General features: G+C 55.6%; 15 protein-coding genes and 1 riboswitch. Of the genes, 3 read left to right on the forward strand and 12 right to left on the reverse strand.

Going from position 1 to position 14,396, the window contains the following annotated elements; all coding sequences use genetic code 11:
* Position 1 precedes the first annotated feature (1 nt).
* The 12 genes from ACERJC_RS09470 to pduF form a co-directional block, all read right to left on the reverse strand.
* Entirely contained in the window at positions 2-787 is a 786-nt protein-coding gene (locus tag ACERJC_RS09470; RefSeq protein WP_373671518.1) for a cobalt-precorrin-6A reductase, read from the reverse strand.
* Positions 784-1,509: a precorrin-3B C(17)-methyltransferase gene (locus tag ACERJC_RS09475; protein WP_152403827.1), complete on the reverse strand. Its 726-nt coding sequence runs from the start codon at positions 1,507-1,509 to the stop codon at positions 784-786. Before ACERJC_RS09475 ends, ACERJC_RS09470 begins: the two co-directional genes overlap by 4 nt.
* Entirely contained in the window at positions 1,509-2,564 is a 1,056-nt protein-coding gene (gene cbiG / locus ACERJC_RS09480) for a cobalt-precorrin 5A hydrolase (RefSeq protein ID WP_373671519.1), read from the reverse strand. The genes ACERJC_RS09475 and cbiG overlap by 1 nt, the downstream gene beginning before the upstream one ends.
* Positions 2,545-3,318, reverse strand: a complete 774-nt coding sequence (locus ACERJC_RS09485; RefSeq protein ID WP_046481390.1) for a cobalt-precorrin-4 methyltransferase — start codon at positions 3,316-3,318, stop codon at positions 2,545-2,547. Before ACERJC_RS09485 ends, cbiG begins: the two co-directional genes overlap by 20 nt.
* Complete coding sequence (locus tag ACERJC_RS09490; protein ID WP_373671520.1) at positions 3,311-3,880, reverse strand: decarboxylating cobalt-precorrin-6B (C(15))-methyltransferase; 570 nt, start codon at positions 3,878-3,880, stop codon at positions 3,311-3,313. Before ACERJC_RS09490 ends, ACERJC_RS09485 begins: the two co-directional genes overlap by 8 nt.
* Positions 3,870-4,475, reverse strand: coding sequence for a cobalt-precorrin-7 (C(5))-methyltransferase (locus tag ACERJC_RS09495; RefSeq protein WP_286633582.1), 606 nt, complete (start codon positions 4,473-4,475; stop codon positions 3,870-3,872). The genes ACERJC_RS09490 and ACERJC_RS09495 overlap by 11 nt, the downstream gene beginning before the upstream one ends.
* Complete coding sequence (gene cbiD, locus ACERJC_RS09500; RefSeq protein ID WP_152403817.1) at positions 4,469-5,608, reverse strand: cobalt-precorrin-5B (C(1))-methyltransferase CbiD; 1,140 nt, start codon at positions 5,606-5,608, stop codon at positions 4,469-4,471. Before cbiD ends, ACERJC_RS09495 begins: the two co-directional genes overlap by 7 nt.
* The gene (locus ACERJC_RS09505) at positions 5,605-6,237 is read right to left on the reverse strand and encodes a cobalt-precorrin-8 methylmutase (RefSeq protein WP_286633736.1); all 633 of its coding nucleotides are present in this window, start codon (positions 6,235-6,237) and stop codon (positions 5,605-5,607) included. The genes cbiD and ACERJC_RS09505 overlap by 4 nt, the downstream gene beginning before the upstream one ends.
* 12 nt (positions 6,238-6,249) lie before the next feature.
* Positions 6,250-7,209, reverse strand: coding sequence for an adenosylcobinamide-phosphate synthase CbiB (gene cbiB / locus ACERJC_RS09510; RefSeq protein WP_373671521.1), 960 nt, complete (start codon positions 7,207-7,209; stop codon positions 6,250-6,252).
* Positions 7,206-8,585 carry a cobyrinic acid a,c-diamide synthase CobB gene (locus tag ACERJC_RS09515; protein WP_373671522.1) on the reverse strand — a complete coding sequence of 460 codons (1,380 nt, stop codon included), beginning with the start codon at positions 8,583-8,585 and terminating at the stop codon, positions 7,206-7,208. Before ACERJC_RS09515 ends, cbiB begins: the two co-directional genes overlap by 4 nt.
* 89 nt (positions 8,586-8,674) lie before the next feature.
* Positions 8,675-8,849, reverse strand: a riboswitch (cobalamin riboswitch).
* Positions 8,850-9,152: 303 nt separating this feature from the next.
* Positions 9,153-10,070 carry a transcriptional regulator PocR gene (gene pocR, locus ACERJC_RS09520; protein WP_152403811.1) on the reverse strand — a complete coding sequence of 306 codons (918 nt, stop codon included), beginning with the start codon at positions 10,068-10,070 and terminating at the stop codon, positions 9,153-9,155.
* 208 nt (positions 10,071-10,278) lie between these two features.
* The gene (gene pduF, locus ACERJC_RS09525; RefSeq protein WP_044326732.1) at positions 10,279-11,088 is read right to left on the reverse strand and encodes a propanediol diffusion facilitator PduF; all 810 of its coding nucleotides are present in this window, start codon (positions 11,086-11,088) and stop codon (positions 10,279-10,281) included.
* A 523-nt stretch (positions 11,089-11,611) separates the two neighbouring features.
* On the opposite strand from pduF, the gene pduA reads away from it, so the two are divergent.
* From pduA to pduC, 3 genes are read left to right on the forward strand one after another with little or no spacing between them, the layout of a single operon-like run.
* Positions 11,612-11,896 carry a propanediol utilization microcompartment protein PduA gene (gene pduA / locus ACERJC_RS09530; protein WP_012906330.1) on the forward strand — a complete coding sequence of 95 codons (285 nt, stop codon included), beginning with the start codon at positions 11,612-11,614 and terminating at the stop codon, positions 11,894-11,896.
* Positions 11,893-12,705, forward strand: a complete 813-nt coding sequence (gene pduB / locus ACERJC_RS09535) for a propanediol utilization microcompartment protein PduB (protein WP_042318194.1) — start codon at positions 11,893-11,895, stop codon at positions 12,703-12,705. Before pduA ends, pduB begins: the two co-directional genes overlap by 4 nt.
* 18 nt (positions 12,706-12,723) lie before the next feature.
* Complete coding sequence (pduC, locus tag ACERJC_RS09540; RefSeq protein ID WP_152403809.1) at positions 12,724-14,388, forward strand: propanediol dehydratase large subunit PduC; 1,665 nt, start codon at positions 12,724-12,726, stop codon at positions 14,386-14,388.
* Positions 14,389-14,396: the final 8 nt, after the last annotated feature.

Below are 14,396 nucleotides of genomic sequence, written 5' to 3' on the forward strand. Positions count from 1 at the left end.
CTTAAGCAGCGGCCAGCCAGCGCGCCAAACGCTGCGCAAATGCGGCCTGACTTTCCAGTAACTCATCTCCCGTCACCAGCGGCGCCGGGCGGGTAATCACGATGCAGGGAATGCCTGCATCCAGACAGGGTTGAACCTTTTCCTGATAACCACCTTCTGCACCAGAAGCCTTGGTTATCACGACGTCAGCCTGACACTGACGATAAAACGCGGCGTTGAACTCGGCGCTAAACGGTCCGCACAGCGCGAACGTATCACCAACGCCAAAGCCAAGATCGGCGCACTGTTGAATCACTTCGGGTACGGGCAACACGCGAGCGAGCAGCGTTTTTTCTGGTAAACCCGCACGCCACGTTGCCAGATCTTTACTCCCGGTGGTCAGCAGTACTCGCTCGCCGAAACGTCGCGCAACGTCACACGCCTCATCAATGCTCTGTACGGCAAAGAGCAGCGGATGCGTCAGATTGCTGAGCTGCTCCGGGCGCTGATAGCGACTGAGCAGCACTCCTGCCCGTTCGCAGGCGCGCAGAATGTTGCGGCTCACCACTTCGGCATACGGGTGCGACGCGTCGATCACCCAACGCGTGCCGTTTTCCTTCAGCCAGTTCACCATCTGATCCTGCTCCAGCCGACCGCAGCGCACCTGGCCCTTGATGTCGCCGGCCAGTTGTTTCCCGGTCGGCGTTGCCACCGACAGGGTGTACGCCACGTTGGCGGCGTCCAGTTGCTGGCACAGCGCGCGGGCATCGCTGGTGCCGCCCATGACCAGAACCTCGCCAAAACTCACAACACATAACCTCGTGGCGTGATCATCAGACCCTCCTGCACATAGGTCGCTTTGTTGCCGACGATCACCAGACTGGTCATGTCCACCGGTTCAAAATCCATTTCACCCAGCGTGGTCAGCCATTTCTCTTGCTTTTTACGCCCGGCAGATTTCACCACCCCTACCGGCGTTTGCCCGCTCTTGCTGGCGGAAAGCAGTTCAAATGCGCGTGCCAGATGTCCTTCACGGCCCCGGCTGCGCGGGTTGTAGAAGCAAATCACGAAGTCTGCTTCCCCAGCGGCAATAATGCGTTTTTCGATAACCGGCCACGGCGTCAGGAGATCGCTCAGGCTGATGTGGCAAAAATCGTGCATTAGCGGCGCACCGAGCAGCGACGCAGCAGCGATGCTGGCAGTCATCCCTGGGATCAGACGCACTTCAACATCCAGTTTCTGTTTGCTGACCAGCTCCAGCACCAGCCCCGCCATGCCGTAAATACCGGCGTCACCGCTGCTGATCAGCGCCACGTTATGTCCGGCCTGCGCCAGTTCAATCGCCGCATGGCAGCGCTCGATCTCTTTACACATACCGGTTTTGATCACCTGCTTGTCACCGGTAAACGCTTTGACGAGGTGGGTGTAGGTTTTGTAACCCACAATGATTTCTGCCGCCTGCAGTGCTTCAACGGCTTCCATGGTCATCATGGCCTGTGAGCCGGGGCCGATTCCGATTACGGTTAACATCAGTGTGAAACTCCCAAAGTGATAGTGACGCCCTGCTCGCGCAGGGTTTCGCCGGTCAATTGCCCATGACTCAGCAGCCACGCTGCCGGACCCGAGACGCTTCCGACGCCGACCGTCTGGCGAACAAACGGCGAGGTCGGAAAGTGATGTTCATGCTCACGCAGCGCGTCAGCGGTAAAGGTTTCAAAAGGCACGCGCCAGCAGGAGGCAAGCTGAATCAGCCCCTCTTCATCTTTCTTGAGCGACACGCTGCCGATAGCTTTCAACGCCAGCGGATCAAAGCGCTGCGCTTCAAGCTGACGAGCCAGCAATGCCGCCAGTAGCGGGAACGGGGTATCGCGGCGACAACCAATTCCGGCGACGACTCGCTGCGGCACCAGTTTCCAGTGCTGAACCGGGATAGCCGGCAGTTCGTTACGTAACGTGACGCACACCAGCGCATCCAGTTCCGGTAGTTGCTGGAGATCGGTGACGGTAATGAACCCACGGCGATCGCAGTGGCGGACGTCTTCATCCAGTTCTTCATCCCACCACAGCCCCACTCGCTGGTTGCTCACCAGCATCTGATTCACCACTTTCACCGCCGAACGGAAGTCAGTCATGCGGGCATTGAGCTGAAACGCGAGGGTATCCAGCGCCGCCATTTCATTGACGTCAGTGGCGGTCGTAATCACCGGATCGGCCCCCAGCATGCCGGCGAGATAACGGGTCAGCGCGTTCGCGCCGCCCGCGTGACCGGAAAGCAGGCTGATCACGTGCTGCCCGCGCTCGTCGATTACCACCACCGCCGGATCGCTGAACTTGTCATTCACCAGCGGGGCCAGCACGCGCACCGCAATGCCGGTCGCCCCGATGAAAATCAGCGCGGAATAGTTCGAGAACGCGTCGCGCGCGGCGTGGGCGAATCCGCCGTCGAACGGCAGAAAACCGTCCTCCAGCAGTTTTTCACTGGTAAAACAGGTCAGCGGCAGCATCGCTGCCAGCCGTTTTGCCAACTGAACGCCGCCGGGCGTCAGGCAAAACAGCGCGATAGATTCAGGCTTTACGGTATTCATGGCTAAAGTCCGCGGCATAGAGTCTGGAGTAGTGATACTCATCTCCGAGGAAATTCCCGACCAGGATGAGCGCCGTTTTGCGGATCCCGGCATCGCGCACTTTATCCGCGATGTCCGCCAGCGTGCCGCGCACGGTCTGGCTTTCCGGCCAGGTCGCTTTATAGATAACCGCCACGGGCGTGGTCGCCGGATAACCGCCCTCGATCAACCGTTCCGCCACCCGATTGATGCGCTGGACGGAGAGATAGATAGCCATTGAGGTCTGGTGGCTGGCGAAGGATTCCAGTTGTTCGCGTTCCGGTACTGGCGTGCGGCCTTCAAGCCGCGTGATAATCAGGCTCTGCGAGACTTCCGGCACGGTGTATTCAACGCCCAACTCCGCCGCTGCGCCGAGGAAAGCGCTGACGCCCGGCACCACCTGCCAGTTGATGCCGCGTTTGGTCAGTTCTTCACCCTGTTCGCGCACCGAGCCATACAGCGACACGTCGCCGGTTTGCAGGCGCACCACTGTTTTCCCGGCCTTCACGCCCTCTTCCATCAGGGAGAGGATTTGCTCCAGGTGCAGTTCCGCACTGTCGTGACACTCCGCGCCCTCCGGGCAATACTCCAGCAGTTCAGTGTTGATAAGCGATCCGGCATAAATCACCACCTGCGCCTGTTGCAGCAGCCGGTAACCCTTAAGAGTAATCAGTTCCCGGTCACCTGGACCTGCGCCGACAAACCACACACAACGGGGATCAAATGTCTCAGACATGGTGTTCTTCCTTCTGACAGGCGATAACAAAAACGGGATTATTCGGTTTGAAATAGTGACCCGCGCCCAGCGCGGTCAGTGACGAAATTTGCATTTGCAGGCAGTCCACCTCCAGCATGCCAAGTTGTTGCAGATGCGCCAGCGCGGTGTTGAGGTTTTCCTGCAGGATAAAGGTCATCACCAGACGCCCGCCAACGTGCAACTGGCGCATGGACCAGTCGATCAGTTCCGTGAGATGTCCCCCGCTGCCGCCCATAAAGACGGCATCGGCTTTCTCGGTCATCATCATCGGCGCTTCGCCCGGCAGAATATCAATATTCGCGCAGGCGAAATGCTGACGGTTCTCGTCGAGCAAACGCAGCGCTGCCGGATTGCGCTCGATAGCCGTGATGTGCAGCGACGGAAACTGCAGCGCGGCTTCGATGGATACGCTGCCGGTCCCCGCCCCGATATCAATCAGGTGACTGGCCCGGTGCAGCTCAAGTTTTGCGAGAGCAAGTGCACGTACCGCTTCTTTGGTCATCGGCACCTTCTCACCGCGCAGGAAAAGCTCATCTTTCATCAAGGATCACCACTGCATTCATCTCGTATTCGGCATGGACCTCGCTGACGCGCAGCCAGTGGATCCGTTCGTTTTCCATCGCCAGGTTTTCGCCAATCACCATCCAGCGATCGCCCTTTCCTCGTGCAACCAGTTGCGCGGCAATTTCACGCGGTCCGCACTGACCGTCGGTGACCATTGCCACTTTGTTATGTTCGGCCAGCGTATCGAAACAGACGCTGCGCCCGTGACTACTGGTGAGCCACATGTCATTCATGTCGATTCCCGACTGTGCGCACAGATACTGCACCGCACTAATTCCAGGAATGATACGTACCTGCTCAATGCCAAAATGCGCCACCATCCGCGTACCGATGCCGTAAAACAGCGGATCGCCGGAGGCCAGAACCACCACCTGCTTATCCTGATGCGCGTCAATCCACGTCAGCAGCTCGGGAATGTTGGCGCCCAGCGCAAACTGCTCGCCGCGAAAGTCCGGAAACTGCTGCAAATGGCGCTGACCGCCAACCAGCACATCAGCCTCGTCAACCGCCGCGCGTGCTGCTGGCGTCATCAGTAGCAGACCGGCGGGCCCCATCCCAACCACCGTCAGCATTGCATCTCCCGGGCGATAGCCTCGACGGGCCGGTTGCTGCCGAGTACCTGGTTATCAAACGAAAACATGACAGCGTCGCAGGTCGGCGGGGTTTTGGTAAAGCGCAGCATCTGCATCACGCGCAGGCAGATACGTTCGGCAAGGTGGTTGTAGATGTGCTGAAAACCGTACGCGTCAATGTGCTCCATTGCCGCTTCGGTGGTGTCGCAGTCGCTCACCAGCGTTAGCAACTCCAGCGGTGCCCCGAGCAGCGCCAGATGGGCCACCAGCGTTTCCATCCGCGCATCGGCAATGTGGCTGTGGGTATGGAAAATCCCGGCGGCAATTTTGATAAGCTTTCCAGGATGGCCAACGAGCACAACCTGGCGAAATCCCAGTCGCACCGCCTCTTCAATCATGTAGCCGACAAAGTTGCTCATGGTGACCACCACGTTGGTGTCGATGCCCATCTGTTCGCGGACAAAACGCTCACCGTGGTTACCCGGCACCAGAACCACTCGCTCCAGCCCGGCGGCGCGTTTAATTTCCAGTTCCAACGACAGCGACCGCTTCCAGCTCTCTTCGGACATTGGGGTCACGATGCCGGTGGTGCCAATGATGGAAATGCCGCCAAGAATACCGAGTCGCGAGTTGTAAGTTTTTTGCGCCCGTTCTTCGCCTTCCGGAGCAAAAATTTCGATCTCCGCCCCGCGCGCCGGGCCTATCGCCTCACGCACGGCGGATTCAATGGTGTGACGCGGGGTGCGATTAATTGCCGCACTGCCAACGGGTAAACCAATCCCCTTGCGGGTGACGGTGCCAACCCCTTCGCCGCCAAGCAGGACAATTTCGCCGCTATCGTTCAGCGTGACGCGGGCGAAAATCAACATGCCGTGGGTGGCGTCCACATCGTCGCCACCGTCTTTGCGGATGGCGGCAATGGCCTGCTGTCCTTCAATGTGCGGCGATTCCACGTTCAGACACAGCGTGACGCCGGACGGCGTAACAATCGACACCTGGTGGATCAAATGCTGGCGCAGGACCATCAGCGCGGCAACTTTTGCCGCCGCCGTGGCGCACGATCCGGTGGTGTAACCTTTGCGCAGCGCTTTACCGTTATGCCAGACGGGCGCGTCGAAAGTCTGATCGCTCATCGCGCCCCCTGCATGTGATACAACATGGCGTTGACAATCGCCGCCGCAACGTTGCTGCCGCCTTTACGTCCAAGGGCTGCAATGGCGGGCAGTTGACTGTGCGTCAACGCCTCTTTAGACTCCGCCGCGCCGACAAACCCCACCGGTACGCCCACCACGCCACTTACCGCCACATCATGCTCCAGCAGGCGAAACAGTGCGGTGGGTGCATTGCCAAAGACAAACACTTTTTCACTCTCTTCCGTCACGGCCACATCTACCGCCGCCATTGAACGGGTGATCCCCTGCGCTTTCGCTTGTGCTACCACGCGCGGATCGCTGATGTAGCAGCGGCACTCGCCCCCCGTCTTCGCCAGCAGGGTTTTGTTAATCCCCGAAAGTGCCATGGTGGTGTCGGTATAAATAACCGTCGGACGACTCAGCGCCGCGCAAAGTTTTTCCAGCGCATCGCCCGAAAACCAGAGAATATCCAGCCAGTCAAAGTCAGCGGTGGTATGAATCACCCGCTTGATGATCGCTTCATGCAGCGGACTGGCAAACTGGTACTCCGGGCGCGTTTCATTAATGATCTCGCCAATGATGTCAAAACTTTTGGCTTCAATCGCCTGGGGTTGCTGGATGTATTGCATTGTCATTTATCCTCAGGCCACCCCAACCACCAGCCAGCGCGTTACGAGGAACAGCACCAGAGCCAGCGTTGAGGCGACCCACATCAGTCGAATCGTTTGGGAAATGTCATCTACGGAAATGGTGCGCTGCGCGTCGCCGATCCACGGTTTTTCAACACGCTCACCAAAGTAATCATTCGGGCCGCCCAGTCGAATGCCCAGCGCACCGGCAACGGATGCCTCCGCCCACGCGCAGTTTGGACTGCTGTGGTTATAGCGGTCTCGCCACCCCACGCAGAGCGCCCGGGAGCCATTACGCCGACACAAAACCGCCGCCGCGCTCAGTAACAGCCAACTCAGCCGCGCAGGAATATAGTTCGCGACGTCGTCAAGCCGCGCGCTTACCATGCCAATCGCCCGGTATTTTTCGTGCTTATAGCCCACCATGGAATCCAGGGTGTTCACCGCTTTGTAGGCCATCGCCAGCGGCGCGCCGCCGAGTAACAGGAAGAACAGCGGCGCGATGATGCCGTCAACCGTATTCTCCGCAACAGTTTCCACCACCGCCCGGTTGATCTGTTCCGGCTGAAGTTGCGACGTATCGCGACCGACAATCCACGAGAGTTTTTCACGGCTTTGCGCAAGGTTACCTTCACGTAGCGGGCGCTCAACCTCCTGCGCCGCCGTCGCCAGACAGCGCCCCGCCAGCACGGTGAAGATCATCCAGACTTCAACGACCCAACCGAGCCACGGATGAATCAGCGCCGCCAGCCGTAACACGCCCCAGGCGACCGCCCACGTCAGCCCCACAACCACCAGCCACATTACCCCGCCGCCGATACGTAACGCCCGATCGCTGTGGCAGAAGCGGCGAATAATCCGTTGCACGACATTGATCAGATTGCCTATCCAGCGCACCGGATGCGGCCAGTCTGGCGGGTCGCCAATCACGACATCCAGAAGCCAGGCCACGCACCATGCCAGTAGCGTCATAACGCCTCCCGTGCGGCGTTCAGCCAGTGATTAAGCATTAATGGACGCTGAGCAAAGTGAACGTGCAGATAGCTGGCAAAGGTATTGCCGATTCGCCAGCCGCCAGACCACGCTTGCACCGTCTGACCGTCACGGACTTTGCGACATGCCAGCACGGCGGGCGTTTCAGGGGAAAAGTCGGAGTAATGAAATTCATGACCGCGCAGCACGTCACCTTCCGCAGCCAGCAACGTGGGCTGCAGAGCCTGCGCTTCACAATAGCCGAAGCGGGTCAGTCGTTTACCCATTTTGCTGCGACCGGGAATGATATCGGCCATGCGATGCTCTACCCCGTCAGCATCTTCCAGCAGGCTGCCGAGGTACATTAATCCGCCGCACTCGGCGTAGATCGCGACGCCGCGCTGGTGCGCCTCGCGCAGGCTTGCCAGCATGGTGCTGTTGGCCGCCAGCGTGGCCGCATGCAGTTCCGGATAACCACCGCCCAGCCAGACCATCTGGCAATCGGGCAACACGCGATCGTGGAGCGGACTGAAGCGCACAATGTTGACACCGGTACGCGCCAGCAACTTCACGTTGTCGGGGTAATAAAAGTTAAAGGCTTCATCATCGGCCATCGCCAGCGTCAGACCGTCCCCGGCGTTCGCCGCAGGAAGCTCAGGCCACTCACCCTGTGGTAACGCCTCAAGATGGCTTAACGCCAGTAACTGGTCGATATTCAGCGTGTTTTCCAGTCGGGCAGCGAAATCCTGCCACAACGGTTGATTCACGACGGACTCGCGCGCGGTCACCAGCCCCAGATGCCGTTCGGGTAACGCAACGCCCTCAACGCGCGGAACGTAACCCAGCACCGGCACGGCGCAGTAGTGTTCGATGGCGGTTTTCAGCAACTGGAAATGGGACTCGCTATTAACGCGATTAACAATAACGCCGGCAATGTTCAGCGTCGGGTCAAAATGCTGGAAGCCCATCACCGTGGCGGCAATGGAGGTAGAAACGGCTTTCCCATCAACCAGCAGAATCACCGGGCAGCCCAACTGTTTTGCCATCGCCGCGGTGCTACAGTAGTTGGGGTCAGTGCCGTAGCCGTCGTACAGCCCCATCACCCCTTCGATCACCGCAATATCCATGTCCTGCATCTGTTCGCTGAACAGCGCATTAAGAATCGATTCGGGAAGCATGAAGCTGTCGAGATTACGGGAAGCGGTGCCGCTGATGGCCGTATGCCAGGCGGTATCCAGGTAGTCAGGGCCGACTTTGCAGGGTTGGACGCGTAAACCACGTTGTTTCAATGCGTTCAGCAAGCCCAGCGTCACCGTGGTTTTACCACAGCCGCTACCGGTACCTGCCAGAACAAACGCGTACTGCTTTGCCGCCATGACCCTGATCCTGTTCAGGGTGGTAGGGATGTACTGACACCCAGTCTTCCGACTGTACGCATCTGAGCAACCCACTTCCCACCGAAGTTGTTGGTAGTATCCGACAGGCTGGTCTTCTGGCTTAGCGTCGTCCTCGCCCGTCCTTCCCAATCTTGCGATCAGTGGTCTTCACGGGGTTGTCAGCATCACAGCAGCGGGGGCTGCGGGGGATTTTCACCCCCTTCCCAGACACAATTGTGTCAAACCTGTCGGCTTAAATGATGAGCAGAATGAATTCTCCTCATCACAACAATACTTTTTCGTTACTTATTCGTTGCGCATTTTTTATCAACATAAAATGCCGCAATAAAACGATTCTGAATGAAATGTCATGCAAGAGAATAATGAAACCTCTTAACAATGACACTGTATCTCATCACAGAAATAAAAACTGGTGAAGATTATTCCGTAAAGAGCGATATTTTATTGCGCTATGACAATTTATTGCTGTACTAAAAACACTTAACCATTATAAATGACCGGATTACACGAGAATATCAAAAATCGGCAATAGCAAAATATTGCTATTTATGCCGACTCAGCAGGCAAGTTTTCATTTATTTTTTGTCGATAGGCCTGCGGCGTAACCTGATAAGTCTGACGGAACACTTTGCAAAAATAGCTGGTTTGCGAAAAACCTAAATTGCGGGCAATACTGGCAATGCTCCAGTCACTGTGGCAAAGCAGCTCTCTGGCACTGGCCATGCGCTGTTGATTGACCCACGCATTAAAACCAATGCCCTGATATTTTTTGAACAGTTTGCTGAAATAGTACGGGCTCAGATAGACGTGCGATGCCACATCTTCAAGACGAAGATCGTCAGACAGATGCGCATCAATATAACGCAACGCTTTTTTCATCTTACTGTCATGAGGGCTGGCGGCGCGGGCCGGACGTGCAGGTTCCGTAGGCTGCGCACTGTCTTTGATCACCACGAAATTGAGCTGCTTTTTGAGGCAGTTTTCAACAATGAGTTTGAGCAGATCCGCCGAGGCCATCACGCGTGAATAGTCCATTTCCGGGACATTACTGAACTCATTGAGCAGTTCTGGATCGGCCTGCCAGCGATCGTCAACCTTCATGATGTTAAGCAGATCGATACCGTCATCGTTACGTAAACGCACCTGGCCGCACAAGACGAACCCGACAAGATGGCCTGAGATCACGAGAGGAATAGAAAAATCGGTTAGCCCGGCATGACAGCGATAGATACAGGGTTGATCCGATTTTGACGCTTCCAGTCCTCCACAGCGATCGCTCATACGACACCGGGTACTGTGTTGTGGATGCTGACGCATCAGTTGACAAAAAGGCGTGAAATTAAACAGCTCAGAAATCTCATCACCGTGAATATTGACAACCACAACAGCCAGGCTGGTCGCTTGCGCAAAATCCTGTGCGATTTTATTAATGAGTTCTGAGTTCAGGGTACTCGCAGAAATCATGATAAAATCCCTCAGTTAATCCATTGTTATAATGAAAACATAAATTTTACATTCACTTTTTATCATCCCCTATCCGTGTATGTAAATGACAGAAAGTATAAGGGACAATAACAAAAGTCTCCCCGGGTGGGGAGACTTTTTAGTCAGTTCGTGAAAGCAGATCACGAAATAGAAATTAAAGACGTGATAATAGCCGTATGTGTCCGAATTACGCGTCTGTCTCTTCAATTTTACAGGTATTACAGGGCAAATTTTTACCAATGAGGTACTTGTAGATAGCCGCTCCCGCGCACGCACCAATCAGTGGCGCGATAATCGGCACAATAAAGTACGGAATATCACGTCCGCCAGTCATCGCAATATCCCCCCAGCCCGCCATCCAGGCGAACAGTTTAGGACCAAAATCACGCGCCGGGTTCATGGCAAACCCTGTCAACGGGCCTGTGGATGCGCCAATCACCGCCACCAGAATGCCGATCAGCAGCGGCGCCAGTGGTCCCTTAGGCACGCCGTTGCCATCATCCGTCAGCGCCATAATCAGCCCCATCAGAATAGAGGTGATGACGATTTCGACCCCTGCCGCCTGCCACACGCTAAGCGCGGCGGCCGGATATGTACTGAAAATGCTGGCCAGATAGAGGCTATCGGCGCTGCCGCGAACCATATTGTGGGCAGTTTCGTACTCGGTGAATAAATTGCCGTAAAGCAGATAGGCCAGCACCGCGCCGCCAAACGCACCCGCAACCTGCGCAATGGTGTAAGGCAGAACTTTGCGTCCCGGGAAGCAGGCAAACAGCCAGAGTGCGACGGTGATCGCCGGGTTCAGATGCGCCCCGGAAATTCCCGCTGTCAGATAAACCGCAAGCGAAATTCCCAGACCCCAAATAATACAAATTTCCCAGAGACCCAGACTGGCACCTGCAACTTTCAGTGCGCTAAGGCAGCCGATACCAAAAAACAAAAACAATCCGGTACCCAAAAACTCGGCAATGCATTGCGCTTTCAGTGAATCATTCATTGTGACACCTTCTTAGAAGCGTTCGTGTCCTTACCAGCGGACCCTTGCTGGTCGTAGAGTACAACAACACCTACTATAGAAAGAGGTCGCTGAAAATTGTTGGCAAACTGAGCACTCTGAGACCTGGAAAAATCGTGTTGTTATAGCAATTTCTTGTCATTCATTTATTCAGAGGCAGCGTGTAGAGTGCCTGAATGTAATTAACCAGAACGATTCATAATAATAAAAATTGGTTATTTGCAGATTCGTCTTTTCCAATCAACGTCACAAATCGGCTTTCCCGCATAGCAAATTAAATTAATACTGTCACCCCTAAAAATGTAAATATGGAATAGCAAAAACCAAAATATCACATCCATAAAAATTAACAAAACCTTAAAAAACAACAAGATAAAATACAATAAAGCAAGTTTATCACATTCATACCCCACTAATTTTTCTCCCTTACTTTCAAGTCAGCCATTCTTTTTCCTCGCTTCTTTTTATAGTCATGATTATCGGGACAAACCCAGGCGAGGTCTTTATGCAACAAGAAGCATTAGGAATGGTAGAAACCAAAGGCTTAACTGCAGCCATAGAGGCCGCAGATGCAATGGTGAAGTCAGCCAATGTCATGTTGGTCGGCTACGAAAAAATTGGCTCAGGGCTGGTAACCGTCATCGTTCGCGGTGATGTCGGTGCCGTAAAAGCGGCGACCGATGCGGGTGCTGCCGCTGCGCGCAACGTGGGAGAAGTGAAAGCCGTACACGTCATTCCACGCCCTCATACCGATGTTGAAAAAATCTTACCGAAGGGAATTAACCCATGAGCAGCAATGAACTGGTTGAACAGATCATGGCGCAGGTCATTGCCCGTGTGGCAACGCCTGATCAAGCGGGCATCCCTGATAAAACCCATCCAAAACGAGAGACGGCTATGGCAGAGAAGAGCTGCAGTTTAACGGAATTTGTTGGCACTGCGATTGGCGACACCGTAGGTCTGGTGATTGCAAACGTAGACAGTGCCCTGTTGGAAGCAATGAAGCTTGAGAAGCGCTATCGCTCCATTGGCATCCTGGGCGCGCGTACCGGCGCGGGTCCACACATCATGGCGGCAGACGAAGCGGTCAAAGCCACCAATACCGAAGTGGTGAGCATTGAACTCCCACGCGATACCAAAGGCGGTGCAGGCCACGGTTCGTTAATCATTATCGGCGGCAACGACGTTTCCGACGTTAAGCGCGGGATTGAAGTGGCGCTGAAAGAACTCGACCGGACCTTCGGTGATGTTTATGGCAATGAGGCCGGACACATCGAACTGCAGTACACCGCGCGTGCCAGTTACGCACTGGAAAAAGCCTTCGGCGCGCCGGTTGGCCGTGCCTGCGGCGTGATTGTCGGTGCTCCGGCCTCCGTCGGCGTGCTGATGGCGGATACCGCGCTGAAAGCAGCGAATGTTGAAGTCGTGGCTTACAGCTCTCCGGCGCATGGCACCAGCTTCAGTAACGAAGCGATCCTGGTTATCTCCGGCGATTCCGGCGCAGTGCGTCAGGCGGTTATCTCGGCGCGAGAAATCGGTAAAACCGTCCTTGCGACCCTCGGTTCAGAACCGAAAAACGATCGCCCGTCCTACATCTGATATCCGTGAGGCTCATTCATGAGATCGAAAAGATTTGAAGCACTGGCGAAACGCCCTGTAAATCAGGACGGATTCGTTAAGGAGTGGATCGAAGAAGGCTTCATTGCGATGGAAAGCCCGAACGATCCTAAGCCGTCGATTAAAATCGTTAACGGCGCAGTCACCGAACTCGATGGCAAATCGGTCAGCCAGTTCGACCTGATTGACCACTTCATTGCCCGCTACGGCATCAACCTGACGCGCGCAGAAGAAGTCATGGCAATGGACTCCGTTAAGCTCGCCAACATGCTGTGCGATCCTAACGTGAAACGTCGCGACATTGTGCCGCTGACTACGGCGATGACCCCGGCGAAAATTGTCGAAGTGGTTTCGCACATGAACGTGGTTGAGATGATGATGGCGATGCAAAAAATGCGCGCACGTCGTACTCCATCCCAGCAGGCACACGTCACCAACGTCAAAGATAATCCGGTGCAGATTGCTGCCGACGCAGCAGAAGGTGCATGGCGCGGTTTTGATGAGCAAGAGACGACCGTGGCCGTGGCGCGTTATGCCCCGTTCAACGCCATTGCTCTGCTCGTCGGTTCTCAGGTCGGTCGTCCGGGCGTGTTGACGCAATGTTCGCTGGAAGAAGCCACTGAACTGAAACTCGGCATGCTGGGCCATACCTGCTACGCCGAAACCATTTCTGTCTACGGTACCGAACCAGTCTTTACCGATGGCGATGATACGCCGTGGTCAAAAGGTTTCCTCGCCTCTTCTTACGCCTCCCGTGGTTTGAAAATGCGTTTCACCTCCGGTTCAGGTTCCGAAGTGCAGATGGGCTATGCCGAAGGTAAATCCATGCTGTATCTGGAAGCGCGCTGCATATACATCACCAAAGCGGCGGGTGTTCAAGGTCTGCAAAACGGCTCCGTGAGCTGCATCGGCGTTCCGTCCGCCGTTCCATCAGGGATCCGCGCGGTACTTGCAGAAAACCTGATCTGTTCATCACTGGATCTGGAATGCGCCTCCAGTAACGACCAGACCTTTACCCACTCCGATATGCGTCGTACCGCGCGTCTGCTGATGCAGTTCCTGCCGGGTACCGACTTTATCTCTTCCGGTTATTCCGCCGTGCCGAACTACGACAACATGTTCGCGGGCTCCAACGAAGATGCGGAAGACTTCGATGACTACAACGTTATCCAGCGTGACCTGAAAGTGGACGGTGGTCTGCGTCCGGTGCGTGAAGAGGACGTTATCGCCATTCGTAACAAAGCAGCACGTGCTCTGCAGGCGGTTTTCGCCGGCATGGGTCTGCCGCCGATTACGGATGAAGAAGTCGAAGCCGCCACCTACGCACACGGTTCAAAAGATATGCCTGAACGTAACATCGTTGAGGACATCAAGTTTGCGCAGGAAATCATCAACAAAAACCGCAACGGTCTGGAAGTGGTGAAAGCGCTGGCTCAGGGTGGCTTTACCGATGTCGCGCAGGACATGCTCAACATCCAGAAAGCCAAGTTAACCGGGGACTATCTGCATACCTCCGCCATTATCGTCGGCGACGGACAAGTGCTCTCTGCAGTCAATGACGTCAACGATTATGCCGGTCCGGCAACAGGTTATCGCCTGCAAGGCGAACGCTGGGAAGAAATTAAGAACATCCCTGGCGCACTTGATCCCAACGAGCTTGGCTAAGGGGTGAA

The organism is Citrobacter telavivensis (assembly GCF_041807075.1).
In the GTDB taxonomy this organism is placed as follows: Bacteria; Pseudomonadota; Gammaproteobacteria; order Enterobacterales; family Enterobacteriaceae; genus Citrobacter_A; species Citrobacter_A telavivensis.

Excerpts from the sequence above, each read along its gene's own strand:
- pduF (WP_044326732.1), bottom strand. The coding sequence starts at position 11,088 with ATGAATGATTCACTGAAAGCGCAATGCATTGCCGAGTTTTTGGGTACC.
- ACERJC_RS09495 (WP_286633582.1), bottom strand. The coding sequence starts at position 4,475 with ATGCTGACGGTGGTTGGGATGGGGCCCGCCGGTCTGCTACTGATGACG.
- pduB (WP_042318194.1), top strand. The coding sequence starts at position 11,893 with ATGAGCAGCAATGAACTGGTTGAACAGATCATGGCGCAGGTCATTGCC.
- ACERJC_RS09485 (WP_046481390.1), bottom strand. The coding sequence starts at position 3,318 with ATGTCTGAGACATTTGATCCCCGTTGTGTGTGGTTTGTCGGCGCAGGT.
- pduC (WP_152403809.1), top strand. The coding sequence starts at position 12,724 with ATGAGATCGAAAAGATTTGAAGCACTGGCGAAACGCCCTGTAAATCAG.
- ACERJC_RS09505 (WP_286633736.1), bottom strand. The coding sequence starts at position 6,237 with ATGCAATACATCCAGCAACCCCAGGCGATTGAAGCCAAAAGTTTTGAC.
- cbiG (WP_373671519.1), bottom strand. The coding sequence starts at position 2,564 with ATGAATACCGTAAAGCCTGAATCTATCGCGCTGTTTTGCCTGACGCCC.
- ACERJC_RS09490 (WP_373671520.1), bottom strand. The coding sequence starts at position 3,880 with ATGAAAGATGAGCTTTTCCTGCGCGGTGAGAAGGTGCCGATGACCAAA.
- ACERJC_RS09475 (WP_152403827.1), bottom strand. The coding sequence starts at position 1,509 with ATGTTAACCGTAATCGGAATCGGCCCCGGCTCACAGGCCATGATGACC.
- ACERJC_RS09515 (WP_373671522.1), bottom strand. The coding sequence starts at position 8,585 with ATGGCGGCAAAGCAGTACGCGTTTGTTCTGGCAGGTACCGGTAGCGGC.
- cbiB (WP_373671521.1), bottom strand. The coding sequence starts at position 7,209 with ATGACGCTACTGGCATGGTGCGTGGCCTGGCTTCTGGATGTCGTGATT.
- pocR (WP_152403811.1), bottom strand. The coding sequence starts at position 10,070 with ATGATTTCTGCGAGTACCCTGAACTCAGAACTCATTAATAAAATCGCA.
- pduA (WP_012906330.1), top strand. The coding sequence starts at position 11,612 with ATGCAACAAGAAGCATTAGGAATGGTAGAAACCAAAGGCTTAACTGCA.
- cbiD (WP_152403817.1), bottom strand. The coding sequence starts at position 5,608 with ATGAGCGATCAGACTTTCGACGCGCCCGTCTGGCATAACGGTAAAGCG.